Source organism: Gilvimarinus chinensis DSM 19667 (genome assembly GCF_000377745.1).
GTDB lineage: Bacteria > Pseudomonadota > Gammaproteobacteria > Pseudomonadales > Cellvibrionaceae > Gilvimarinus > Gilvimarinus chinensis.
In genome coordinates, this window is the sequence record NZ_KB898711.1 from 206847 (window position 1) to 230267 (window position 23421).

23 protein-coding genes are annotated in these 23421 nt (G+C 51.2%); 10 read left to right on the top strand and 13 right to left on the bottom strand.

Features of this window, described 5'->3' with window-relative positions; all coding sequences use genetic code 11:
* Positions 1–71: 71 nt before the first annotated feature.
* Positions 72–1049, bottom strand: a complete 978-nt coding sequence (locus D568_RS0115640; RefSeq protein ID WP_020210545.1) for a sugar phosphate isomerase/epimerase family protein — start codon at positions 1047–1049, stop codon at positions 72–74.
* A gap of 389 nt (positions 1050–1438) precedes the next feature.
* Here D568_RS0115640 and D568_RS0115650 point away from each other — a divergent pair, with 389 nt between their 5' ends.
* Positions 1439–1924 (top strand): glutathione peroxidase, encoded by a 486-nt coding sequence (locus D568_RS0115650; RefSeq protein ID WP_020210547.1) that lies wholly within the window; start codon positions 1439–1441, stop codon positions 1922–1924.
* Positions 1925–1962: 38 nt separating this feature from the next.
* Here the strand turns inward: D568_RS0115650 and hda are convergent, their stop codons facing one another.
* Positions 1963–2676 carry a DnaA regulatory inactivator Hda gene (hda, locus tag D568_RS0115655; RefSeq protein ID WP_020210548.1) on the bottom strand — a complete coding sequence of 238 codons (714 nt, stop codon included), beginning with the start codon at positions 2674–2676 and terminating at the stop codon, positions 1963–1965.
* Positions 2673–3740 (bottom strand): DUF2066 domain-containing protein, encoded by a 1068-nt coding sequence (locus D568_RS0115660; RefSeq protein ID WP_020210549.1) that lies wholly within the window; start codon positions 3738–3740, stop codon positions 2673–2675. The genes hda and D568_RS0115660 overlap by 4 nt, the downstream gene beginning before the upstream one ends.
* A gap of 215 nt (positions 3741–3955) precedes the next feature.
* Between D568_RS0115660 and purM the strand changes: the two genes are divergently transcribed.
* Genes purM through D568_RS0115680 form a run of 4 tightly spaced genes read left to right on the top strand, consistent with a single transcriptional unit; the run spans position 3956 to position 6971 of the window.
* Positions 3956–5011 (top strand): phosphoribosylformylglycinamidine cyclo-ligase, encoded by a 1056-nt coding sequence (gene purM / locus D568_RS0115665; protein ID WP_020210550.1) that lies wholly within the window; start codon positions 3956–3958, stop codon positions 5009–5011.
* Positions 5008–5667, top strand: a complete 660-nt coding sequence (gene purN / locus D568_RS0115670) for a phosphoribosylglycinamide formyltransferase (RefSeq protein ID WP_020210551.1) — start codon at positions 5008–5010, stop codon at positions 5665–5667. The genes purM and purN overlap by 4 nt, the downstream gene beginning before the upstream one ends.
* A gap of 26 nt (positions 5668–5693) precedes the next feature.
* Complete coding sequence (locus D568_RS0115675; protein ID WP_020210552.1) at positions 5694–6443, top strand: DUF3108 domain-containing protein; 750 nt, start codon at positions 5694–5696, stop codon at positions 6441–6443.
* 45 nt (positions 6444–6488) lie between these two features.
* The gene (locus D568_RS0115680; RefSeq protein ID WP_020210553.1) at positions 6489–6971 is read left to right on the top strand and encodes an FKBP-type peptidyl-prolyl cis-trans isomerase; all 483 of its coding nucleotides are present in this window, start codon (positions 6489–6491) and stop codon (positions 6969–6971) included.
* A gap of 186 nt (positions 6972–7157) precedes the next feature.
* On the opposite strand, the gene D568_RS0115685 is transcribed toward D568_RS0115680, so the two are convergent.
* Positions 7158–7343: a hypothetical protein gene (locus tag D568_RS0115685; protein ID WP_020210554.1), complete on the bottom strand. Its 186-nt coding sequence runs from the start codon at positions 7341–7343 to the stop codon at positions 7158–7160.
* A gap of 109 nt (positions 7344–7452) precedes the next feature.
* Between D568_RS0115685 and D568_RS0115690 the strand changes: the two genes are divergently transcribed.
* Entirely contained in the window at positions 7453–8277 is an 825-nt protein-coding gene (locus tag D568_RS0115690; protein ID WP_020210555.1) for a polyphosphate kinase 2 family protein, read from the top strand.
* Positions 8278–8434: 157 nt separating this feature from the next.
* Positions 8435–9895, top strand: a complete 1461-nt coding sequence (locus D568_RS0115695; RefSeq protein WP_020210556.1) for a catalase — start codon at positions 8435–8437, stop codon at positions 9893–9895.
* A 44-nt stretch (positions 9896–9939) separates the two neighbouring features.
* On the opposite strand, the gene D568_RS0115700 is transcribed toward D568_RS0115695, so the two are convergent.
* Positions 9940–11538 carry an inorganic phosphate transporter gene (locus D568_RS0115700; protein ID WP_020210557.1) on the bottom strand — a complete coding sequence of 533 codons (1599 nt, stop codon included), beginning with the start codon at positions 11536–11538 and terminating at the stop codon, positions 9940–9942.
* A gap of 210 nt (positions 11539–11748) precedes the next feature.
* Positions 11749–12630, bottom strand: a complete 882-nt coding sequence (locus D568_RS0115705) for a chemotaxis protein (protein ID WP_020210558.1) — start codon at positions 12628–12630, stop codon at positions 11749–11751.
* A 143-nt stretch (positions 12631–12773) separates the two neighbouring features.
* Here D568_RS0115705 and D568_RS0115710 point away from each other — a divergent pair, with 143 nt between their 5' ends.
* Complete coding sequence (locus tag D568_RS0115710) at positions 12774–13028, top strand: DUF7218 family protein (RefSeq protein WP_020210559.1); 255 nt, start codon at positions 12774–12776, stop codon at positions 13026–13028.
* Between the two features lie 270 nt (positions 13029–13298).
* On the opposite strand, the gene D568_RS0115715 is transcribed toward D568_RS0115710, so the two are convergent.
* From D568_RS0115715 to D568_RS0115740, 6 genes are all read right to left on the bottom strand, one after another.
* Complete coding sequence (locus tag D568_RS0115715; RefSeq protein WP_020210560.1) at positions 13299–16466, bottom strand: hypothetical protein; 3168 nt, start codon at positions 16464–16466, stop codon at positions 13299–13301.
* Between the two features lie 236 nt (positions 16467–16702).
* Positions 16703–17317, bottom strand: coding sequence for a dUTP diphosphatase (locus D568_RS0115720; RefSeq protein WP_026287091.1), 615 nt, complete (start codon positions 17315–17317; stop codon positions 16703–16705).
* Between the two features lie 42 nt (positions 17318–17359).
* Positions 17360–18151: a TatD family hydrolase gene (locus tag D568_RS0115725; RefSeq protein ID WP_020210562.1), complete on the bottom strand. Its 792-nt coding sequence runs from the start codon at positions 18149–18151 to the stop codon at positions 17360–17362.
* Positions 18152–18190: 39 nt separating this feature from the next.
* Positions 18191–18541 carry a PilZ domain-containing protein gene (locus D568_RS0115730; RefSeq protein ID WP_020210563.1) on the bottom strand — a complete coding sequence of 117 codons (351 nt, stop codon included), beginning with the start codon at positions 18539–18541 and terminating at the stop codon, positions 18191–18193.
* 64 nt (positions 18542–18605) lie between these two features.
* Positions 18606–19649, bottom strand: a complete 1044-nt coding sequence (locus tag D568_RS0115735; protein WP_020210564.1) for a lytic murein transglycosylase — start codon at positions 19647–19649, stop codon at positions 18606–18608.
* A 12-nt stretch (positions 19650–19661) separates the two neighbouring features.
* Entirely contained in the window at positions 19662–20663 is a 1002-nt protein-coding gene (locus D568_RS0115740; protein WP_020210565.1) for a DNA polymerase III subunit delta', read from the bottom strand.
* Positions 20664–20756: 93 nt separating this feature from the next.
* Between D568_RS0115740 and D568_RS0115745 the strand changes: the two genes are divergently transcribed.
* Both D568_RS0115745 and traF read left to right on the top strand, forming a co-directional pair.
* Positions 20757–21389 (top strand): RluA family pseudouridine synthase, encoded by a 633-nt coding sequence (locus D568_RS0115745; RefSeq protein WP_020210566.1) that lies wholly within the window; start codon positions 20757–20759, stop codon positions 21387–21389.
* Between the two features lie 87 nt (positions 21390–21476).
* Positions 21477–22628, top strand: coding sequence for a conjugal transfer protein TraF (traF, locus tag D568_RS0115750; protein ID WP_020210567.1), 1152 nt, complete (start codon positions 21477–21479; stop codon positions 22626–22628).
* A gap of 5 nt (positions 22629–22633) precedes the next feature.
* On the opposite strand, the gene tmk is transcribed toward traF, so the two are convergent.
* Entirely contained in the window at positions 22634–23257 is a 624-nt protein-coding gene (gene tmk, locus D568_RS0115755) for a dTMP kinase (RefSeq protein WP_020210568.1), read from the bottom strand.
* Positions 23258–23421 lie beyond the last annotated feature (164 nt).

Sequence of the window (23421 nt, forward strand, 5' to 3'; positions counted from 1 at the left end):
ATAAGGCTTACGAGCTCTCTTTCCATGCGCAAGCGCCAGAGCCACTAGGCCCGGCGCTTGAGTCTTTAGGTTTATAATATTTCCATTAACCCATCTTTAGAGGCCTTAACCGCCTGCATGGGTGTCATATCGGCCGGATAAACCTCTTGTTCAATCACCAGCCACGTGGATTTAGGGGTTTTCTTAAAGGCTTCGATAATCTCGGCCCAATCGACCAAATCCTCGCCAACAATGGCGCTCACACCATTGTCAGCGGCGGTAGCTTTGTTCAATTCAGCGAATACCAGACCCATTTTTTCACCCCAGCTGCCTGGGTTGGCTTTGTTAATCTCGGGCATTACGGCGGTCGCGGTGGTCATTTGCGACTTAATATGAGCAGCGCGTACACGATCACCGTACTTTTTGATCAGGGCTGCCGAATCAACACCGGCGAAATACGCCCAGCTGACATCCAACTGTAACACCACATCGCTACTGGTGTTATCCGCCATGTACTCCCAGTATGTGGTATCGCCATAGGCATTAAACTCGTCCTGGTGATTGTGGTATCCGATTTTCATACCATGAGGCTTCAAACGCTTTGCCATAGTATTGAGGTCTGCTACGATCTCTTCGATGCCATCGTCGCTCCATGCACGGCCGTCGGCTGGCACGATAAGCCATTCAACGTCCAACGCTTTATAAAATTTAACGGTCGCATCAAAGTTTTCGTCGCTAAGTTGATCAAACCCAACATGAGCGCCAGAAATTTCCAAACCCAAAGAATCAACATACGATTTAAAGGCTTCGGCATCTTTATCGAATTCGCCCAAATTGCCCGCAAGCTCGACACCGTCAAACCCCCAGTCGGCCAGCTGCTTTAAAGTGCCTTTTACGTCTTCGGTAACGTTATCCTTCACCGACCACAATTGCACCGATACACCTTCAAAAATACGCTCATCGCCATGATCGTGCTGTTCATGCGCTTGAACAGCCAATGAAGATACACTGAGACACAAAGCCGCCAATATTGGCATAGCTGCTCGTTTAATTGTGTTGAGTACTCTCATAACCACTCCAGTTATTGTTGTTGATAAAGGCCGCAAGAATAGTACTGTTTATCCGCCTTGGACAGCCCAGCACTGGTATTTAAAACCGCTTTACCGTCAATTTTGCCACGGATTGCTTGGGAGAGCCCGCCATCTGGCCACTTACCACGGGTGAGACCCACGTCAAAATTTGTGAATAAACGTTGGCGCCGTTAACAAAGCTGGTAACCCGCATCGTTTCAAACGCAATCTGCGTTGCACGATTCATCATCTACTCTTGCGCGCTATCAGAGCGAAGCTTTTATAGCTGGCATAAACCACTGCCAAGCTCATTTTAGTATCGCGCCTGTGACTTTGATCCACTCACCCACCAACGCTATGATAAGACTCTTCGATTTGAGGAAACCGCCATGGCCAAAATTCATACCTTTTCAATCAACAGCCTTAACGGCGATACCATCCATTTTGCCGACTTTGAAAACAAAGTGCTGCTGTTGGTTAATACCGCCAGCAAATGTGGCTTTACACCACAGTACGAAGAGCTGGAAGAGCTGCACAAGCAATACAACACAGAGGGTTTGGTAATCATTGGTTTTCCTTGCAACCAATTTGGTGAGCAGGAACCAGGCGACGCCAATGAAATTAAAAATGGCTGTCTAGTCAACTATGGTGTCGACTTTCTAATCACTGAAAAAATAGACGTCAACGGCCCTGACACCCATCCTGTTTTTGCTTTTATCAAAGAGGCCTGCCCAGGACTGATGGGAAATGAAATCAAGTGGAATTTTACGAAATTTCTAGTAGCCCGCGACGGCACCCCGCAGAGACGTTACGCTCCCATCACAAAACCTAAAAAGCTAGAGGGGAAAATTAAACGCTTGCTGGCAAATCAATAGCCGCCAACAAAATTACTGCAGATCGTTCACCTCACCCTTCATAAGCCCAATACTTTTTTTACGAAGGGTATGGTCAGTTTTCGCTGTTCAGCAAGAGAGGCGTGATCTAAACGATGCAAATAACAAAACAGCTGGTTCATATCACGAGGCACACGTTGCACAATAAACGTTGCCACTTCTTCATTGAGCTCTAAACCACGCTCGCGGGCGCGCACTCGCAAAGCCCTGACTTTATCTTCGTCCGATAAGCTATGCACCTGAAAAGTCGCCCCCCACATTAGGCGCGAGCGCAAATCGGGCAGTTCAACCGGTAATGAGCGGGGGTTGCCGGTGGCCGCCACCAGCAGCAAGTGGCCGCTGTCACGTAACGCATTGTACAAATTAAACAGCGCTCGCTCCCAGTCAGGCTTGCCCGCAATAGCATCCAAGCCGTCAAGGCAGACCATGCTCAGCTGATCCATACCGTCGAGCAAAGCATCAGGGGCAAAGCCTGTTACATCGTACAGCGGTAAATACTGAACACTTAATTGACGCGATTCGGCGTAGTGACAGCTGGCCTGCAGCAAGTGAGTCAAGCCCGCACCAGAACCACCCCATAAATAAATAAACTGCTCGCCCGTGCCCTCTACCTGCTGGTTTAAGGCGGCAATCACCTGAGCGTTGGCTGAACCGTCGGGGGCGTAGAAATTGTCAAACGTAGCGTCATCTTTAAGGCTGACCCCTAACGATAGCTGCTGAGGAATGGAACTCACCGAGCACCCTCCCCTGCCAGCCGATAACGCAACGGACGCTGCATGGAACCACGAACCTGATACCGGTTATCCGACAAGCTGACGCTGTCAGAAACAGGCTGTAGAGTGTCATCCAAAGCCAAAGTATTCTCCAGACGGATCACATCGCCCTCAGTAAAAAGCTTTAGCACCAAACCCTGCTCATTCACACTGTGCATTTGTACACGTCGTACTAAGGCTAGTGACGTCAAATAATTTTCAACGCGCTTATAAGCCGCAAAACTGTCGACGTTATCTACCCACAAAGCGATATTAGCCGCACCGGATTCGCTGGGGTTAATCGCATACAGGCCAGCAAAACGATCCGCGACATCGTTAACAGCGTTTTCCAGTAGCGAGTCAGCCTTGTCGGCCACCCCATCAAAGGATGCATCGCCTTCGGAGTGCAGTAGCGTCCAATCACCGCGCAACTGACCGTCGGATAACGTACTGTAACGAATAACTAAAATAGCGTCTGTGCGGTAGCGCTCCGAAGCTTCGCGAATTTGCGCCTCATCCAGCTGCCAAAGACTCTCAGCCGGCATTGCCAAGTGGTCTTCCAGATCAAACAGTGGCGAGCTGATCGGTAAGCCGCGCAGCTCAGCGGCCTGACGCAAGCTTTGCCACGCGTCGGCGTCGCTCACCAACTGCACTCGGCCAGAGTCATTATTCACCACCCAAATCAGCACCAGAGGCCGGTTGGCAGGCCAAAAGGTTAAGGCGCTGTCGCGCAGTAATTGCTCGATGAGGGCCGAGGAGAATTTCAGCTTTATAAGTGAGGCGGGAACCGGCTCGCCGTCAATGCCCGGCAGTGTCTCGTCGCTATTGGCATAGCTGTATTCGTAGACGTAATCTTGGGCGCGAGCTAAAGCCTTCTTAACAGGCTCAGCGTCCAGCGCTTGTTGCGACCCGGACACACGTACAATAACCCTTGCCAAGGCGTGTTTAGCGGCCGCTTCACGCTGCGCCTGAGACTGGCTTTTAACCAGTTCTTGAGCGTCATAAAGCGCGATAACTTGATCGGCCTGCACAGCAACGGCCGACATTAGCCAAAGTGTCAATAGTAGCCAGATTCGAGTAATCAGGGTTCTCTCTCCCAGTCAGGCAAGGACTCATCGAAGGCGGCATTGTAGCAGGCAAATTTACGCTTTGCTCACACAGCATCAAGACAGCGGAATTTGTCGTGATTTTCCGGTAGAATACGCGCCTTTGAGATCAACCTGTCCGGTTCCCGGGCACAACGACGGAAACAGCAAGCGCTATGAGCGAAAACACCCCCACCTCGTTAAGCTATAAAGACGCCGGTGTCGATATCGATGCAGGTAACGCCCTGGTAGAACGTATTAAGGGTGTGGCTAAACGCACCCGCCGCCCCGAAGTAATGGCGGGCCTGGGTGGTTTTGGCGCTCTGTGCGAACTGCCCACTGGCTACCGCGAACCTGTATTGGTATCGGGCACCGACGGCGTGGGCACCAAGCTGCGTTTGGCCATAAATTTAGGCAAGCACGACACCATCGGCATTGATCTGGTGGGCATGTGCGTCAACGATTTGGTGGTGGCGGGCGCCGAGCCTCTGTTCTTTCTCGACTACTACGCCACCGGCAAGCTGAACGTTGATGTGGCGGCTGATGTGGTTACCGGCATTGGTGAAGGCTGCAGTCAGGCAGGCTGTGCGCTGGTAGGCGGTGAAACCGCCGAAATGCCCGGCATGTACGAAGGCGACGATTACGACTTGGCAGGCTTTTGTGTTGGCGTTGCCGAGAAAAGCGAGCTGATTGATGGCAGTAAAGTTGCCGCGGGCGATGTGCTGATTGGCCTGGCATCCACCGGCCCACACTCGAATGGCTACTCACTGATTCGCAAAGTCATTGAAGTGGCTAACGCGGATTTACAGCAAGATTGCGGCGGCGTAAGCCTTGCCGATGCACTGATGGCCCCCACTAAAATTTACGTAAAACCATTGCTTGAGCTGATCAAAACCCTGCCGGTGCATGCCTTATCGCACATTACCGGTGGCGGCCTGTTAGAGAACATTCCCCGGGTTCTGCCAGAATACGCTAAAGCCGTTATTGACACCAATGCCTGGGCATTGCCTCCTGTGTTCCAGTGGCTGCAACAGGCGGGCAATATTCAATCCCGCGAAATGTACCGCACCTTTAACTGTGGTGTAGGCATGATTATCGCCGTGCCCGCCGACCGCGCCGACGACGCCATTGAGCAGCTGAACAAAGCCGGTGAGACCGCCTTTAAAGTGGGCACCATCGCCACGGCCGCCAGCGGTGAAGAACAAGTGGAACTGCAAGGCTTAACTCCATGAGCAATCGCACCCGTGTTGCGGTGCTGATTTCCGGCAGCGGCAGCAATTTACAAGCACTGATTGACGCTGAAAAAGCCGGCAACCTGCCCATCGAGATTGTCTGTGTTATCAGTAACCGTCCCGACGTGCGCGGCCTTGAGCGCGCCCGCGAGGCGGGTATTGAGGCTGTCACGCTGGATCACAAAAACTTTGCCTCACGCGAAGAGTTTGATCAGGCCCTGGCCGCGAAAATCGACAGCTACCGGCCCGACTTAGTGGTACTGGCTGGTTTTATGCGCATCCTCACACCAGAATTTACCGGCCACTACCTGGGCCGCATGCTCAATATCCACCCGTCCTTACTGCCTAAGTATCAGGGGTTACACACCCACCAGCGTGCGCTGGATGCGGGCGATAGTGAACACGGCGTCACCGTACACTTTGTGACCGCCGAACTCGACGGGGGCCCGGCTGCCGTTCAAGCGGTTGTACCTGTGTTGGCAGACGATGACGCCACCACTCTGGCCGCCCGGGTGCAGCAGCAAGAACATATTATTTATCCCTTGGCGGTAGGATGGTTTGCCGAAGGCCGTTTGACCATGGCGGGCAATCAAGTTCAGCTCGACGGTGAACCTTTACCCTCTTGTGGTTACCAAGTAAGGTCTTCATCCGCGTAATCATTCATGCGTGTCATAAGGATTTTATGAGCCGACTACTTAGATTCATCTGCCCCTCTGTAATCGCCTTGCTGATCGGCCTGAACGCTCAGGCCGATACTCAGACTGAGGCACCCAAGCCCCAAGCAAAAACTCCGGAAACCTTTAAAAACATTTATAAAGCCTCATATTACGGCTTCAGCATTACCGTAACCCATGAGTTGAGTAATACGGCCAAGGGCAAAAAGCTGCGCTTTTTTGCCGACTCGATGCTCGCCAGCATTGAAGAAATAAGCTATTTCAGCTGGCCCACGCAAGAGCAGCTGCAGCCAACAAAATACATATACAAACGTCGCGGCTTAGGTCGTGACCGGGATGCAAAACTCGATTTTAATTGGGAGACGGGCAAGGTCACCAATAACGTCGAAGACAAGCCCTGGAAAATGAACATTCATCCGGGCGTTATGGACAAGATGGGGTTTCAGATGCAGCTGCAGCGCGATTTAATCGCCGGCAAGCACGAAAACCTGGTGTACGACATCGCCGATGGCGGCCGTATTAAGCAGTACACCTTTGCCATCGTTGGCGAGGAAGTCTTAGACACTCCGCTCGGCGAGGTAAAAACCGTTAAAGTCGAGCGCACCCGCAAGGACGACGACCGCGTGACCTACGCCTGGATGGCGCCAGAGTATCAGTACCTGTTAGTGCGTATGCAACAGCAGGAAGGTGACGACGAGTACACCATTTATATTCATGAATCCGAGATCGATGGTGAAAAGATCTCGAGTTTTGAGTGACACTCACTCATTTTTAATACACTCACCAAACCAAAGGCATTCACTATGATTATTTCCGACAACTGCATCGCCAGTTTTCACTACACCCTTACCGATAAGGACGGCAAGGTGCTCGACTCTTCCGACGGTCGCGAGCCTCTAGCGTACCTGCACGGTGCCAGCAATATTATTCCAGGCCTGGAAAAAGAGCTGGCGGGCAAGCAAGCTGGGGACAAACTGCAAGTTGCCGTACCCGCTGCCGAAGCCTATGGTGAGCGCAATGAAGCCATGATGCAGGAATTACCTGCCAACATGTTTACCGGTGTAGATAAAATTGAAGTGGGCATGGAGTTTCACGCTCAAACCGAGAATGGCACTCAGGTAGTCAGCGTTGCCGCTGTTGATGGCGACACCGTTACCGTTGACGCCAATCACCCGCTGGCAGGCGTAGACCTGAACTTTGATGTGGAAATCACCGAAGTGCGAGAAGCCACTGAAGAAGAGCAGCAGCACGGCCACGCCCATGGCGCAGGCGGTCATGAGCACTAAAACAGTGATCGGGGCGACCTCTCGGTCGCCCTTATGTATTTTCTAATTCCGCCTTACCGGTCTCTTTTCCCTGTCTTAAAATCTCCCGTCCCCACCGTCTCAAAGAAACCGTTTTAGCCATCAGGCCCCGCTAACACAATTCAGCACTCGCAACGCTCTGATGCAATGCGTTGAGCGAGTAAGCTATCACCTTGCCTCCACCTTTTCTTCACCGCAGCGCCGACACCGATAGCGAGTAACCAGCCTGCCCTGTTTAACATCAAACTGTTGGCTGGTAACCACTTCCCACTTATGAAACCCGCTGCGACACAGAGTTTTACCTTTGTGCTTTTGAGCGGGACTTGGGCGTTTAAACGGAACAACGTTGGACATAAACTAACCTATGACCTAAAAGGACGATTATTGGCATACTTAAGGCTTGTGAAAGCTAACAGCCGAGTGAGTATATTACGCTGGCCACATCATCACGCAAGGAGCTTCAATGTATACCCCATCTGATATTGAGTTGCGCAACAGGAATATCGACATTCGCGATTTTGACAATAAGCGCCCTGCTATCAAGGAAAAAGACACCTACAAAGCAGAACTCAAGAAGTGGCAAAAGAAATTGTTGCATGTGCAGCAGGCGTATTACCACAGCGGCAGGCGCGCCATTATTGTTTTTGAAGGCTGGGATGCCGCGGGTAAAGGCGGTGCGATTCGCAGGGTTACCGAAAAACTCGACCCACGCGGCTGCACGGTTCACCCTATTGGTGCACCCAAACTGGAAAACCAACAAAAGCACTACCTTTACCGTTTTTACACCAAGCTCCCCGAGGCCGGCTGCCTAGCCATTTTTGACCGCAGCTATTACGGCCGAGTGCTGGTCGAGCGAGTGGAAGGTTTTGCTAAACCCAGCGAATGGCAGCGAGCTTACCAAGAGATAAACGAGTTTGAACGTTTATTAACCGACGATGGCGCACGTATTGTTAAGCTGTTTATTCATATCGACAAAGAGCGACAATTGGAACGTTTCGTTCAGCGTTTACACGCTCCCTATAAACGCTGGAAACTGACCATGGAGGACGTGCGCAATCGTGAAAAGTGGCCAGATTACGAACTCGCCATCAACGACATGGTCCGCTATACCGATACCCTAGCCTGTCCCTGGCACATCATTTCAGGTCATAACAAACGCCATGCACGCGTTGAAGTCTTAAAAACTCTGGTACACAGCCTGAGCAAAGGTGTCGATATCAAGCCACCCCCCTTTGACCCAGAGCTTGTGAGGCTCGCGAAAAAACAATTAGGCCTAACTATAGAGTAAGTTAATCAAAGGAATAAAAAAACACTATCAAGCTTTTCATCTGGCTGGAACACCGTTTGCCAACTATGGTTAGTTAAGCCCGCCAAGGGGCTTAACGGCGAATATGCAATGCAATGTTTGCAATACGATGTAACTTTTTCTGGCCAAGGAGAACACGATGAGCAACGATAAGTACACCACTACGGATGCCGGTATTCCCGTCAACAGCGATGAACACTCCCTAACGGTTGGTCCGGATGGCCCAATTGTGATGCACGACCACCAACTGGTTGAACAAATGGCCAGCTTTAACCGCGAACGCATTCCTGAGCGCCAACCTCATGCTAAGGGCAGCGGCGCCTTCGGTCATTTTGAAGTCACTCACGATGTCAGTGCTTACACCAAAGCGGCTGTCTTTCAACCCGGCACCAAAACGGATGTACTCATGCGTTTCTCTACCGTGGCAGGCGAGCGTGGCAGCCCTGACACTTGGCGCGACCCACGCGGCTTTGCCGTAAAATTTTATACCAGTGAAGGTAACTATGATTTAGTCGGTAATAATACCCCGGTATTTTTTATCCGCGACCCCATGAAATTCCAACACTTTATTCGCTCGCAGAAGCGTCGCGCCGATAACAATATGCGTGATCATGACATGCAATGGGACTTCTGGACTCTCTCGCCCGAATCGGCCCATCAGGTCACCTGGCTAATGGGTGACCGCGGCATTCCACGAAACTGGCGTCACATGAACGGCTATTCTTCGCACACATACATGTGGGTAAACGCTCAAGGTGAAAGATTCTGGGTCAAATACCATTTTAAATCTGACCAAGGCGTTGAGTGCATGACTCAGGAAGAAGCCGATAAAATGGCGGGCATGGACGGTGATTACCACACTCGCGATCTGTTCCAGTCCATAGAAAAAGGCGACCACCCTAGCTGGACTTTGCAAATGCAAATTATGCCCTTTAAGGACGCTGAGACTTACCGCTTTAATCCGTTCGACTTAACAAAAGTGTGGCCTCACAAAGATTACCCACTTATTGAAGTGGGTAAATTAACCCTGAACCGTAACCCCACCGACCACCACACTGAAATTGAACAAGCCGCTTTTGAGCCCAACAACATGGTGCCAGGCGTAGGCATCAGCCCAGATAAAATGCTATTGGGTCGTATGTTCGCTTACGCCGATGCCCATCGCGCCCGCCTGGGCGTTAACTACAAACAGATTCCGGTAAATAAGCCCCAGTGCCCAGTACACAGTTACACTAAAGACGGCGCCATGCGCACCGAAAACGTCACCGATCCCGTTTACGCCCCCAACTCTAAAGGTGGCCCGCACGCTGACCCTGAGCGCGCACCTAACATGGAAACCTTTGGTGCCAGCGGTGACATGGTGCGCGAAGCTTACACCCTGCATCGCGACGACAATGACTATGTACAGCCTCGAGCCCTGATTAACGATGTTATGGACGATGCCGCTCGAGAGCGCTTAGTCTCTAACGTCACCGGTCACTTGTGCGACGGTGTTTCCGAACCCGTACTGCAGCGCGCCTTTGAGTACTGGAAAAATATCGATCAAAACATTGGCGAGAGAATCGAAAGCGCTGTGCGCAAAGAGTTGAGCCAAGGGTAATCAATAGACCGACCAGGCACTCCGGCCGGGGTGCCACCCCAGCGTCAAAAGAGCTGTCTTAACACTAAAAAACACCCTGCCGATAAAAGACCTGCCGCAGGCAAGGTGATGATCCAGGCTAAACCGATGGGCTTCATCAGTGACCAGTTCGTCTGCCGATTCACCAAGCCAATACCAAGCACTGCACCGATTAGAATATGGGTACTGGAGACCGGCAGCCCCAGCAATGACGCCAACATAACAACGGCCGCAGCGGCCAGTTCCGCCGCAAAACCCGACGCCGGGTGCATCTGAGTTAGATTATGCCCGACGGTTTGAATCACTTCTTTACCCACAAACCATAAACCACCCACCAAAGCGACGCCAAAAGTAATCATCACCACCGAAGGAACCGCTGCTTCAGCACCCACCACACCTGTACGCAAAACATCGAGAATAGCCGCAAATGGCCCAATCGCATTCGCAATGTCATTAGAGCCGTGACTAAAGGCAAACCCCGAGGCGGTGAAAACCTGCATCCAACTGAACATTAAAAACGTAGAGCGACTCAAAGAGGTATTTTTTAACGTGCGTGCATAAATGTAAGTCGCCATCCAGATACTTGCGGACACCATTCCCACAATTAAAAAGTTATTCAGCGTACTTAAATGTAAATCAATATTTTTTAGGCCTTTGAACAGCAGCATAGAGCTGATAACGGCGCCACCTAGCGCCGCAATAACAGGGACCCAGGTTTCCAAAGCACGTGTTGCTTCAAGGTTATTTTTACGTTCGTTCACTTCATAAAGTTTGCGGTAATAATCCGTTTCAATATCTTCTTCACTAAAATCAGAGTCCACAAAGATATGGGAATCTCTCGCCATGGCACTGTTATACGAGATTTTCTGAATCTCGCTTAAACGTTCAAAATCTTTTTTATGTTGTTTTTTTATTTCTCGCTTTTCCTCTCGAATAACCTCTAACTCAGACTCGGCCTGTTCGTTGTAGCGTAGAATATGCTGCTTAATCAGAGAAAGGAGTGCATAGGAAACCAAACCACCCAACAGTGGCGACAAAACCCAAGAGATGGCAATAGAGCCGATCTGCCCCCAGTGAACCAGTGATAACGCCGAGTCACTGCCACCGAGTATGGTCCCAAGAGCAATGGAACTACCGACGATGCCACCGATAATGGAATGCGTCGTGGACACCGGCAACCCCCTGCGACTGGCAAACAATAGCCAAAGCGCAGCGGCCAAGAGCGCCGCCATCATAATAAAAATAAAATCCAGCGGTTTTACGGTAAAGCCGGATAAATCTACAATGCCTTTGCGAATTGTCTGAGTAACTTCACCACCGGCAATCACCGCGCCACTCACCTCAAATACCGCTGCAACCAGCAAGGCCTGCTTAACGGTTAAAGTACCCGCGCCTACACTGGTGCCAAAAGCATTCGCTACATCATTGCCGCCTATGTTGAATGCCATAAACAATCCAAAGGCCGATGCAGCGAGGAAAATAGGCAGGTGATGATCTGCGGTGTAATCTATCCCCCAAATTAAAAAGTAACCGCCAACCAGCGCCAATAACCCTACGAAAAACAGATTGAAGGGTTTATCGGATGATGACTTAAGTGCGGGATCAATCTGAGATGGGTGTGACATAGGTTGTCTCTGCAGCAGCGATTGAACCGGGGAAAGCGTTTGGCTTTCCCGCCAAATTCAATGCTGGCAAAGAATTATTGCAATATAAGGAAATGATTGAGACAGAAGACCGCTAAAGGTCTTGGGCATTCAAGCCGATAAGGTAATGGCAAAGGAGGCCTAAGTAATATCGGCCCCTGGCGGAAGAGTCCGACGTGGATACCGAGCTGATCAAGCCTCGCCCGAACCACGCAACATGGCCTGCACCAGCTCATTCACATCAAATTTGGTCAGCGCTTCATTAGCCCCCACCTGATGTGCCTGACTGACACTGATTTCACTGGAAATGGAGGTATGCAAGATAATATAAGCCTTGGCGAGTGCCGGTTCATCTCGCACGGCAAATGCCAACTCGTAACCGTCTAGCCCAGGCATTTCAATATCGCTTACCAGTAAATCGATGGGGCTACCGCTGGCGGCGCTCTCGCGCATGATATCCAGCGCCGTCTGGCCGTTAGCCGTCATGCGATATCCAATACCCAAATAGTCAAGCGCATCGGACAACTGCTTACGGGCTACCGATGAATCATCCACCACCAGTATGTTTAACGCTTGCAGACGCGCCGCTTGCTCGGGGCGTAAATTCTCACTTGCCTGAACTTCCTCAGCCCCATAAATCACTGAGAATATATGCTCTACATCAATAACCTGAACCAGTTGATCCTCTACCCGGGTAACTCCCGTCACACAGGCGTTACGCCCCAGGCTTTTAGGCGGAGCCTCGATTTCACGCCAGCTTTTTTCCGAAATACGATCTAATGCCCGCACTAAAAACCCAACGGTTTTGCGCTGACAATCGGTAATAACAATGTAACCTGCTTTAGCTTCATCGCCGCTTAAGCCACGCGCCCCTACCGCTGCGGCCATATCAATAACCGGCATAGTGGTGCCCCGAATATTCGCTGCACCGATAATCGATGGCGCCGAATCAGGCATTGGCGTCAGCTTGGTAAAAGGTACAATTTCACGAATTTTTAAGGTACCTAAGGCAAACTTCTGGGTTGGTGTTAACCAAAATAATAAGAGCCCCTGACTGCTGTTTTCAGTTTTCATTACGGTACTACCTTCTCCTAGATCGCATTTATTCTAGCAGCGCCAGCCCCCGAATAACCAGAGGCCTTACCCGCCTTTACCGACGGAACACAACTTGCTTGATGACACAAACAGCTGATATGCGGACACAGAGGAGAAACCCCGTGAGTAAAAACGCTAGATCCAGCATCAAAGACAAGGAGCAATACGAGGCTTTACGGGACCAGGGGGCAAGCAAAGAAAAAGCTGCCCGTATCGCCAATACACCGCGCCATAAAGCCGCCAAGCGAGGCGGAAAAGCGGCTGCGTATGAGCACTGGAATAAAAACGAACTGTACCAACGGGCACAGGAAATTGGAATTACAGGGCGCTCAAAGCTAAACAAACAAGAGCTTATCAAGGCATTAAGGGAACATTAGTGGTAAAAGGTCCACTCATTACCATGCTGCAAGTTTAGGTAATAACAGCTTTGCCATGCAGCCTCTGAGTTCAGCTCGCCGAGTGCACAAATGGCTAAAGAGTTGTACAGAGCCTGTCATGGGTAGGCGTTTGCGCATGGGTCTATTTAGCACAATCCTGTCTAGCACAGCCCTGTGCGCAATCTACTGGCCAGGCAACTGTCGCTGATGGCTTACCCATTACCATCGCAACAGACCTTCGCGCTTCGCGGTAAATAGGACTGACAGAGACTAAGGTGTCACTCTAGCCTCAGCAGTATTTAATTTAAATTTCCATTGCTCAAGTACAGTCTCGTTTAAATCTAAGCGGCTGGCCAAATAATGTAAACGTTGAGTTGCCTCTCCTTCAGGAGCCAGGTCAAACCGTTGCTTCAGCCAGTACGGAGGAATCGCTTGGTAATACATTGTCGCAGTGACTGTCAGGGGTTTATCTCGATAATGATCCGCCAAGGGTATACGATATTGCAGTGAATCCTTACCCACAAACCCCATGCCTTGATCACGATAGTCCGGATCGTCGGCAACGAAGTGTGGGTCAGTCGCCTCCATAAATTGAGTCATGACTTCACCTTGGGGCTTGAAGTAAGAGGACGATCGCCAACCATCGGGCAGCAGACGATTATCTTTTACCACATGCACGCGGTGCACAAAGCTGGTGGTAAATGCCTGGGCCCTGTCGCGGTTAAGCTCTTCGTAGATTTGCACTTGCTGGTCGCTCGTAATCACCTGATGATGGGCCTGATAGCAACCCGCAGGCTTATTATTTGGGTGACCACAGGTGCCATCGGGTAAAAACTCGGTTGGCAGTGGCTTGCCAGAATGATCAATGATGACACCGGCATCGTTGGTGCGCCCCGAGCTCCATATAAGTTGATCTCCGTCTTTGACCAGCAGCTCTATAAACCCTCGACGAAATGCAACACCACTGGGAAATCGGTGCCCTACTTTATTCTTTGCTGTGACATCGACAACAAGGTGGTTCGCCTCGAACTCCAGCCGATCGATAGTCATAGCCACAGTAGCTTCACGCGCCTGGCGTTTCATACTGTCCAAGGCCACATCAATCCCAAGATTGGACGCGCCGGTCATGTAGCTTTGCGGCGCCACCCCCAAAACCGGCTGAAATTGTTTAAACATACTTAATAAAAAGGCATTCAGCCCCACATGCGTATGACGCTTGTACTCTTTACGTAGCGGCACATCGAGCTCAGCATTTGGCAAGCCGTGATCAGCTTCTGGATAACGGTTGTCTTCTATCGTCGCAATTTTAGTAATCAGTTGCTCAATGTTTATATCATCATTGGTGAAACCCGAAGGCATGTGACAATCCTGACAACTTTGGGCGTTGTCACCCCGAGCAAATGCACTGTTCTGCCACTCGAGGAAAGTGGCCTGCTCAATAGAGTGCGGGTATTCAGAAAACACAGGATTGGTCTCAGCCGCTTGCAATACCGGAAGGTGGGTATCGGTAGAGCCAATATTCGGCAAGTTGATGGTATGGCAGGTACCACACAACTCTGACTTCTTAATAAAATCGCTTTTCGTCGGGGTTAGATTGAGCGCGTGCTCCATAGGCTTTTTTGCCACCGCAAATGGGCCATAAAGGGTATCGGCTGGCGCGGTATTAAAACGTCCGGTAGAGTTATGAAACAGCAAATAAGCCAGTTCTTTGTCAGCGGTGTGGGCATTAACCCAACCCTTTGGAGGCATCCAGCTTGAGACGGCTTGTGAATTGGGCGCGTCAATCCGGTGGCACACCATGCAACTGATACCTTCGCGAGCAAGCGCCCCGTATTTTTGGTACTGCTTTTCTTTTTCGCTGGTTTTTTCAGCCTTCGACAATTGCTCGGTGTAATAGAAATAATCAGTGTCGAAATTTTTATCCAACCCTGAGTTTTGATGTGCGTCCATCGTCAACTGACGTTGCCCCATGGCACCGTGGCAACTCAGGCAAGTATTGGTTACGGCTTGCTGAGTTTCTTTTAAAGGCCCTTTTAAGCCAGAGTCCTCGGGATGCTTGGCGTCTTCCACCAATATTGCCATCTCGCTTTCCAACTGAGCGTGAAAGATGGGATCTCGTCCAGCCAGCCCCATGGGCGAATAACGCCACTCACCGTACTCGGACAAGTCAAAACCGTCACCGTACCCTGGCCCGGCAGCGACAAACATAGCTGTGCCAAACGTGTCAGCGCTCAAGCCTCCATGACAGCCGATGCAGTTATCCGAGGTGACATATTCTCTGGGCTTACCGGTTTTCTGCACCACATGGTCCAGCCACTGTTGAGGAAACTTTTTTACTTGAGAGAGCTTTAATTCAGGTATTTGCGGAAACGTCTGAAGAAATGCTGAATTCACATAGTCATTAGGCGCATTTTTTGAAAAACCCGTTGCGCCTGCGCTTGCTACGGTATCCACCATAGCGTCACGGTCATGTTCGTTAAAAGATGCATCAGCCTGCGCACGTCGGATCTTTTCCTGGGTCGACCACGTCAATTGTTGCAATGGAATGTCAAACACAGCTTTCAACTCAGGGTCTTGCAACAACAATGACAGTGGATAGTTTGAAAAGTGGCTGGCATTGCGCCAGGAATTATCGTCCAGAAACCGCAGCGGGTCACCATTTGCGTCAAAACCATTAATATTACGCAGGCTGGAAAACGTTAATTCATTATCGGCAGAGGCGTGGCAACGCAGACACGGCATGCCAAAACCCGATAAGCGAACACCGTTGTTGGCCACATAGGAATTATTCTTGTCATTATTCTCGCGAGTATCCAGCTGGGCGTTAATCGCCTCAGATTTTGTTTGCAGCTTGCCGTTAACTATTGTCGGAGCGGATACGCTCCCCCAAAACCAACCATCATGAGACGCACCCGAGTCTTTTACCATGACCGTCCAGTCCGCTAACTGCTGCAAGCGTATAGATTCATATTCCTCAGAGCTTTTAAGCCTGCGAATATCACGATAAATTTGCGCTGGCGCACCGTACATTTCTTTAATAATGATGGCACCATCGGGAATTTCAGCGTGTCTATCACGCTCGCGCTCCAGCAACCAGGTCATTATTTCGGGCGAGTAATAAATTAAAACGGCAGGGTGGGTACCGTGATACTGGCCGTTAATAAAAGGTCCCGTATCGCGCACCTCTTTGTCGTGACACCAACCCAGCTCAGCGTATTTCCGATCAATGATCCACGAATACAGAGCTTTTTCGTAATCCACTAGCGGCAGAGAACTCGGTAAAGGCAGAGCGGATGCCCCGAGCTTGGCCGATTGTGTACAGTCAACGGCCTCTAAGTCCACGTTTATGGAGCCGCCACTCATACTTTGAGAGGCAAGCACCGACAAGGGCGCAAGCACAAAAGTAACGAATATCAGCAGAAGAGTTCGACAAAGCATCACAGTGACTCCATGTTATCGGGCTTTAAACCCGCTTTTCCTTAGGGAGATTCACTGAGTGTAATCGAAAGAACGAGAAAAAACGTTATCCTGTAATCGAGTGTAATGAGCTTCTTAATTTGAAATTGGCATCTCTGTAGCTGAAATACTTACCCGTTACAAAAAAACATAACGGGTAAGCGATACATCCGCTCATCGAAGGTGATGCTTTAAAATGGTTCTTACAGCGCTCGAATTTACTTGGCGTACCGCTGCGCAAGCGCCTGATACACCGCCTGGGAAAAACCCTCTGCAGCAGCATCCAATGTGTCTACCACTTCAACCAAGTGCTCATTATCTTCGCGCCCGTCAAACCACTGTTTGCGGTAGCTGCCATCTTTATAGCCGTTATCCTGACGGAAAAAATTAAGTACGTTTTTGCCTACATATCGGCGGTACAATTCAGCATAACTCATATCCACGCCCGCCATTAAACGGCCGAACAACTGCAAATGGAATTGCTTGTCGGCCAAAGTAGCGGCGGTGAACGCTTCAACATCCACACGAAAGTCCGCTTCATCGGTGGCGATGGTTAAGGTGCTGGCCACTTGCTCGGCGATATCGTCCGCGCTGGCGCCAGATTCGAGCAAAATACTCAAACCAAAATGCCAAATATCCACTAATTCCAAGGCCACTTGCTCGGTATCGGGGCTTTGGTGCTTCCACCATTTCCAGCCGTAGTGGTCCATCAACTCGCCGCATTCAATCCAAATAGCCCGGTACCAGGCGTTGCCCTGCTCACGCCACTGGGGATGCACTTTACTGTTCATGTCGTCCTGCAATTGCAGCATGGTGCGGGTTTGTTGCTTGATGGTTTCCAATGACACGGGGCGATCCTCGATCGGTATTAAAATTTATTGGGGGCGATGCTGTTGCGCGCGGGAGAATAAGCGGTAGAAATTCTCGGTGGTGATTGCCGCTAATTCATCAAAGCTGATGCCTTTCAAATCGGCAATAAACTGCGCAACTTCATACACGTTTTTAGGCTCGTTGGGTTTACCGCGATAGGGCACGGGTGCTAAGTAGGGTGAATCGGTTTCCACCAACAGTCTATCCAACGGCATTTTGCGAGCAACGTCTTGCAGCTCTTTGGCATTTTTAAAAGTGACAATGCCGGACAGCGAAATGTAGTAATTCATATCCATCGCCGCCTGAGCCATTTCCCAGCTCTCGGTAAAGCAATGCAGCACACCGGCATGTTCGGGGTTGCCATGGGCCTTGATTAAATCCAGGGTATCCTGCCGCGCCTCGCGAGTGTGCACCACCACGGGCAAACCCTCCTGCCCCGCTACCTCAAGGTGTAAGGCAAAGCTTTGCTTTTGCTCCTCTACCGAGTCGGTTTCGTGGTAATAGTCCAAACCCGTTTCGCCAATGGCGACCACTTTATCGCGCTTTGCCCAGGCTGTAAGTTGGTCTCGGGTAGCGGTGCCGGCACTGACATCGCAAGGGTGCACACCCACCGATGCCAGCACGGTGGGGTTTTGTTGGGCGATATCCAATACCGTTTCAACATTATCCAGACTGATACTGATGCACAGCATCTGTCCAATGCCGCGCTCGTGGGCAGCGTCTAAGGCGCCCTGAAGTTTGCCATCGTAGGGCTCAAGTTTGAGACGATCGAGATGGCAATGGGAATCCACTAGCATAATCTTGCCATTAGGTTGGTGCGTGAGAGTGGCGGCCGGTTACATGGTGTGAGTCGGGCGATCCGACTCCAGCGACCCGGCCAGATAGTTTTCAATTTTGGTGACAGCAGTGTTGTCTTCATCGGTAAACTGTACGCCGATACCGGCAGCACGGTTGCCCTGGGCCCCCTTAGGGGTTACCCACACCACTTTACCCGCCACCGGAATTTTCTCTGGTTCATCCATCAGATTGAGCAGCATAAACACTTCATCCCCCAGCTTATAGGGCTTGCCGGTGGGGATAAACAAACCGCCGTTTTGCACAAAGGGCATGTACGCGGCATAGAGCACCGCCTTGTCCTTAATGGTCAGCGAAAGTATGCCGTTACGGGCGCCGCCAAGTGCTTGCATAGGTGTCAATCCGATGTGAATGTGGCCGTTAACAGTAATGGATAAGCGTTATAGTGTCCAGCGATCAGGGCTTGACCGCGTCAGAGAGCAAACCAATGGAAAGCGCATACTTAAACGCCGGGTTGTAACTCATGATGGTGCAAAAGTTGCGATAGACAATATACGCCTGGTTGTCGCCTTTATCCGCCAGTACTAAAGCCGCCGGAATGGATACATCCGGTAAGTCCGAGCCATCGGCGCGGCGCACGCCCAGCTTTTGCCAGTCGCGCAAATCACGCCACACCCCCAGACTCTTGAAGCGCTTGCAGTCCGCATCCGGGGTCAAGCCTTCGCTTTGTTCAGCGGGCAAGTTTTGCTCACCGCCGTCAGGTAATTGAACCGCACGCCCCCAGGTTTGGTCAGCGCGCCAACCACGTACTTGGAAATAGTGGGCGATAGAAGCAAACACATCCGCTTCGTTATCCCAGATGTCTTTTTTGCCGTCGCCGTCAAAATCTTGCGCGTAGGCCAGGTAGCTGTCGGGCATAAACTGCGGTTGCCCCATGGCCCCGGCCCAAGAGCTTTTCATCAGGTCGTAGGTGGGGAAGCCGGTGTCCATCATGTCCAGAGCCGAGAGAAACTGCTTACGAAAGTAAGCGCCGCGGCGTTTATCGTAGGCCAGCGTTGCCAGCACATTAAACATCGACTCTTTCAACTTAAACGTGCCGTAGTTGGTTTCCATACCCCAGATCGCCACAATAAAACGCGGCTGCACCCCGTAACGCTCGGCCACCTGCTGTAAAACGTCCTGGTGTTCTCGCATCAGCTTGCGACCGGATTCTTTTTTCCAGTCGCTTAAGCGCCGACCCAGATACATATCGTAGGTTTCTACCACCTCAGCTTGCGAGCGGTCTTGTTTGATCACACGCTTAACAGGGGGGGTAATCTCCGAAAACGCCTGATCGACCGTAGCCTGGCTGATGCCCTTAGCCAAAGCCTCACTTTTTAGCTCGTCTAACCACTGGTAAAAAGCCGCATCGTCATCACTCTGCTCGGCATGGGCAGCACCGACAAGCAACACTAACACTGAAAAATATTTAATAACGGCGCGGGTTAAAGAATACATCATGACTCATTCCGGTTAGGCTCGGCGCTTTATCAGAACACCCCAATCCAGCAGGATTTCTTCAAGCAACAACTGTTTATTCGGGTTGGCACCACTGGCCAGGCGTTTTTTACAATCTAACAACTTTTCTTGGTACCGATGCAACAGGTTTGGCTGCACGGCCTTTAGTACTTCGGCCGCACCAGCGTCCAATTGCTGCATGGGTGCCACAGGCACTCCCAATTGCCAGCGGGCCAAATCGTGCAGCCAGCCAATCAGCCAATTCACCGAGGCGGCTGCATCCCCCCCTTGCCACTTTGCCGCTAAGGCAATGGCGTCGGTTTGACCCAGGCTTAATTGCAGCAAGTCATCCTGCCACTGCCTACGAGTGTCCAGTTCATCACCCTGCATTAAATTTCGCGCCGCCAAAGGCGCGCCTCGGGCGATATCCAACAACTCTTTGGCATTGTAATCGGTGCCGGACACCAGCGGTGTGAGCCAGTGCAGGCTTTGCTCGGCAGGAGGAATGGCCAGAGTACGAATTTGGCAACGGCTGCGAATAGTGGGTAAAACCTCACTGGGCGAATCGCTGACCAGCAATAACAAGGTCCGTGCGGCTGGCTCTTCCAGAGTTTTCAACAGCGCATTAGCAGCATTAATATTCATGGCCTCGGCCGGTTGCAAAATAACCACTTTATAGCCGGACTGCTGCGCCGTTTTTCCTTGTGTTTCTGCAAGTCGGCGCACATCGTCTACGCGAATGGCTTTACCGGCCTCTTCTGGCTCAACCACGACAAAATCCGGGTGAGTACCGGCGCGATTTAACTCGCAAGATTTGCACTGCCCGCAAGCGGACTCCGCACGCGGCGAACTACACAACAGAAACTGCGCCAACACACGGGCCAAATGCCTTTTGCCCAGCCCGGCAGGGCCGGCCAGCATAATGGCGTGGGGCAAACGATCATCCTGCAGTTGCTGGTAAAAGCTGCGCCAGATATTTTGCTGCCATGGATATGGCAAAGCGGGAACATCCATCATGAAATCAATCTACATCATTTTGTAAGCAGCTTACCAAGGCACCACCGCTTTTGCGATAATGCGCGGCTTTAATTTTTGTAACGGGGCAATTTTATGCAGGCGGTAGATATTCTCTGGCAGGACGAACACCTGTTAGTGGTTAATAAACCATCAGGTTTATTGACGGTACCCGGTCGCGGCCCAGACAAACAGGATTGTTTAATCAATCGCCTGCTGGTCAGTCACCCCAATAGCCGCATCGTTCACCGCCTGGATCAGCCCACTTCGGGTCTTGTAATTGTGCCGCAAAGTTATGAGGCGCTAAAACACATCGGCCGCCAGTTTGAAACCCGCCAGGTCAGTAAACAATACGTTGCGGTAGTTGCGGGGCTGCTCGAACAAGACAATGGCGAAATTGAGCTACCGCTGATTTGCGACTGGCCCAACAGGCCGCGACAAATGGTAGACCATGAGAATGGCAAACACGCCCTCACCCGCTACCGGGCGCTGCAGCGCGACACCGAGCAGCAAACCACCCGAGTAGAGTTAACCCCAGTCACCGGGCGCTCCCACCAATTGCGGGTACATATGTTGTCGTTGGGCCATCCCATTGTGGGCGATACGCTTTACGCCCCCGATACCATAGCCGCCGCGTCTGAGCGTCTGTTACTGCACGCGCAATGGATTGAGTTCACCCACCCAACACACCAAAAACCGGTGTCAGTAGAATGCATTTCTAAGTTTTAACCCCTAACATTCACTATTCCCTGCCACTCCACTTTACCGTAGCATCGCACTCTTTTTTGAACTGCATCACAAAATGGAGTACTGCGAATGAAAAATAAACTGATTGCACTATTAATCGCCAGTGGCGCAACGGGAGCTTACGCCTCGGACAATAATGCCCGCACCGAGGGCAGAGCGGGAAGTGCCTATAGCACAGGCGATTTTATTGACGGCGCTCAACTTAACCCGAGCCTTGCGGCAAATTTTAAAGACGACGATGACTTTGCTTTTCATTTCAACTTTGGCGTCTTTGCTACAGACCCCGACGAGCTTATCGACAACGGCAGTGATTTAGTCGACCTTCTGGATGAGTACGAATACAACAAACCCTTATACGAAGATGACGCTTATGAAATGATCCAGCTGCTGGATGATATTTCAGGCGCTAACGCCTATGTTAGCGGCGGGGCCAGCCTCGCCTTTGCGATACCCAACAACACCCTCGCCGCCACTGTTTTTACCCGTGCGAATGTAAACGCCAGCATCGTTCCACTCATTGACGAAAGCGATTTTGACACCCTGGCCACAAGCGCCGGCAATGAGTTTGACTCCTCCGACCTGAACTCCGAAGTAGCCATTCGCGGCTCTGTCATTACCGAGGTCGGCGTCGCTCTGGCCAAAGAAATTAATATTACCGAAACTGGTCAATGGTTATGGGGCGTTACGCCTAAACAGGTCGAAGCAGAAACCTTTTTCTACATAGATAGCATTGGGGATTTCGATGAAGACAATATCGACGAAGACGAACAAAGTATCAGCGAGACCTTTTTCAATGTGGACGCCGGGGTAACCTATATTAACGGCAATCTACGCTACGCCATGGTAGTTAATAACTTGCTCGAACAAGAAGTTGAAAGCGTCGCGCTGGGCGAAAAACTATCAATCAAACCTCAAGCGATTGCCTCCGTAGGTTACTCACTGAACTGGGTCAACCTGGATGCATCTGTCGAGCTTAACAGTGCGAAGAATTACGCCTTGATTGATGACACTCAGATCGCTCGAGTGGGTGTTGAATTTGGCAGCCATACCTGGGCACGCTTGCGGTTAGGCTATAAAACCGATATCAAAAGCTCACTCGAAGATACCTTCAGCCTGGGGTTGGGCCTGGCACCTTTCGATGTGGTTAACTTCGACTGGGCGTTGACCGCAGGAGATAAAAACACTTTCGGCACATCCCTACAACTAGGCTTTCGTTTTTAATGCGTTTACAGCATAGACGCTAGTACACGCTCAATATCCCCCTGCACCGCGTCCAACGTTTGCCCTGCATCAATTAAAGCATAACGTTCGGGCGCGGCCTTGATCCGCTGGCGATACCCTTGGCGTACCCGCTGAAAAAACGCCAGGCTCTCCTGCTCAAAACGATCCAGCTCCGCCCGTGCACTGGCACGGGCAAGGCCCACTTCAGGCTCAATATCCAGCACGAGGGTTAAATCCGGACGCACATCGCCTTGTACCTGCTGCTCAAGGTTGGCGATCAGCTGCGTGTCCAGTCCCCGGCCGCTGCCCTGATAAGCAAAAGTGGCATCGGTAAAGCGGTCGCACAAGACCCACTCGCCGCGCGCCAACGCGGGCTTGATAACGCGGTTAAGGTGCTGAGCACGGGCCGCAAACACCAGCAGCAATTCCGCCGTAGGGTCAACGGACTCATCGCGCTTGGCGAGCAAAAGCTCACGCACCTGCTCTGCCAAAGGGGTCCCCCCCGGCTCGCGGGTAACCGTCACTTTATGCCCTGCCGCTTCTATCCAACGCTGCACAAACACCAAGTTGGTGCTTTTACCGACACCCTCAGTGCCCTCGATGGTGATAAATCTTCCGCGCTTTACCACGCTTTTTAACCCCTATTACTTGATCTAACCGCAACGACAAGCCGCACGCTTGCGCTCATCCGTTTCGCCGAAGTCTACACAGACTCGCCCGCTAGCACGACCGCTGCGTCACAAAAAAATCATCCAAAACAACTTTACACCGTTAACTTAACAGTGATAACTTT

What these genes read in the sequence shown, in the direction of transcription:
- D568_RS0115640 (WP_020210545.1), bottom strand. Translation starts at nt 1,049, where the DNA reads ATGAGAGTACTCAACACAATTAAACGAGCAGCTATGCCAATATTGGCG.
- D568_RS0115650 (WP_020210547.1), top strand. Translation starts at nt 1,439, where the DNA reads ATGGCCAAAATTCATACCTTTTCAATCAACAGCCTTAACGGCGATACC.
- D568_RS0115660 (WP_020210549.1), bottom strand. Translation starts at nt 3,740, where the DNA reads ATGTCGGCCGTTGCTGTGCAGGCCGATCAAGTTATCGCGCTTTATGAC.
- purM (WP_020210550.1), top strand. Translation starts at nt 3,956, where the DNA reads ATGAGCGAAAACACCCCCACCTCGTTAAGCTATAAAGACGCCGGTGTC.
- purN (WP_020210551.1), top strand. Translation starts at nt 5,008, where the DNA reads ATGAGCAATCGCACCCGTGTTGCGGTGCTGATTTCCGGCAGCGGCAGC.
- D568_RS0115675 (WP_020210552.1), top strand. Translation starts at nt 5,694, where the DNA reads ATGAGCCGACTACTTAGATTCATCTGCCCCTCTGTAATCGCCTTGCTG.
- D568_RS0115680 (WP_020210553.1), top strand. Translation starts at nt 6,489, where the DNA reads ATGATTATTTCCGACAACTGCATCGCCAGTTTTCACTACACCCTTACC.
- D568_RS0115685 (WP_020210554.1), bottom strand. Translation starts at nt 7,343, where the DNA reads ATGTCCAACGTTGTTCCGTTTAAACGCCCAAGTCCCGCTCAAAAGCAC.
- D568_RS0115690 (WP_020210555.1), top strand. Translation starts at nt 7,453, where the DNA reads ATGTATACCCCATCTGATATTGAGTTGCGCAACAGGAATATCGACATT.
- D568_RS0115695 (WP_020210556.1), top strand. Translation starts at nt 8,435, where the DNA reads ATGAGCAACGATAAGTACACCACTACGGATGCCGGTATTCCCGTCAAC.
- D568_RS0115700 (WP_020210557.1), bottom strand. Translation starts at nt 11,538, where the DNA reads ATGTCACACCCATCTCAGATTGATCCCGCACTTAAGTCATCATCCGAT.
- D568_RS0115705 (WP_020210558.1), bottom strand. Translation starts at nt 12,630, where the DNA reads ATGAAAACTGAAAACAGCAGTCAGGGGCTCTTATTATTTTGGTTAACA.
- D568_RS0115715 (WP_020210560.1), bottom strand. Translation starts at nt 16,466, where the DNA reads ATGCTTTGTCGAACTCTTCTGCTGATATTCGTTACTTTTGTGCTTGCG.
- D568_RS0115725 (WP_020210562.1), bottom strand. Translation starts at nt 18,151, where the DNA reads ATGCTAGTGGATTCCCATTGCCATCTCGATCGTCTCAAACTTGAGCCC.
- D568_RS0115730 (WP_020210563.1), bottom strand. Translation starts at nt 18,541, where the DNA reads ATGCAAGCACTTGGCGGCGCCCGTAACGGCATACTTTCGCTGACCATT.
- D568_RS0115735 (WP_020210564.1), bottom strand. Translation starts at nt 19,649, where the DNA reads ATGATGTATTCTTTAACCCGCGCCGTTATTAAATATTTTTCAGTGTTA.
- D568_RS0115740 (WP_020210565.1), bottom strand. Translation starts at nt 20,663, where the DNA reads ATGATGGATGTTCCCGCTTTGCCATATCCATGGCAGCAAAATATCTGG.
- D568_RS0115745 (WP_020210566.1), top strand. Translation starts at nt 20,757, where the DNA reads ATGCAGGCGGTAGATATTCTCTGGCAGGACGAACACCTGTTAGTGGTT.
- traF (WP_020210567.1), top strand. Translation starts at nt 21,477, where the DNA reads ATGAAAAATAAACTGATTGCACTATTAATCGCCAGTGGCGCAACGGGA.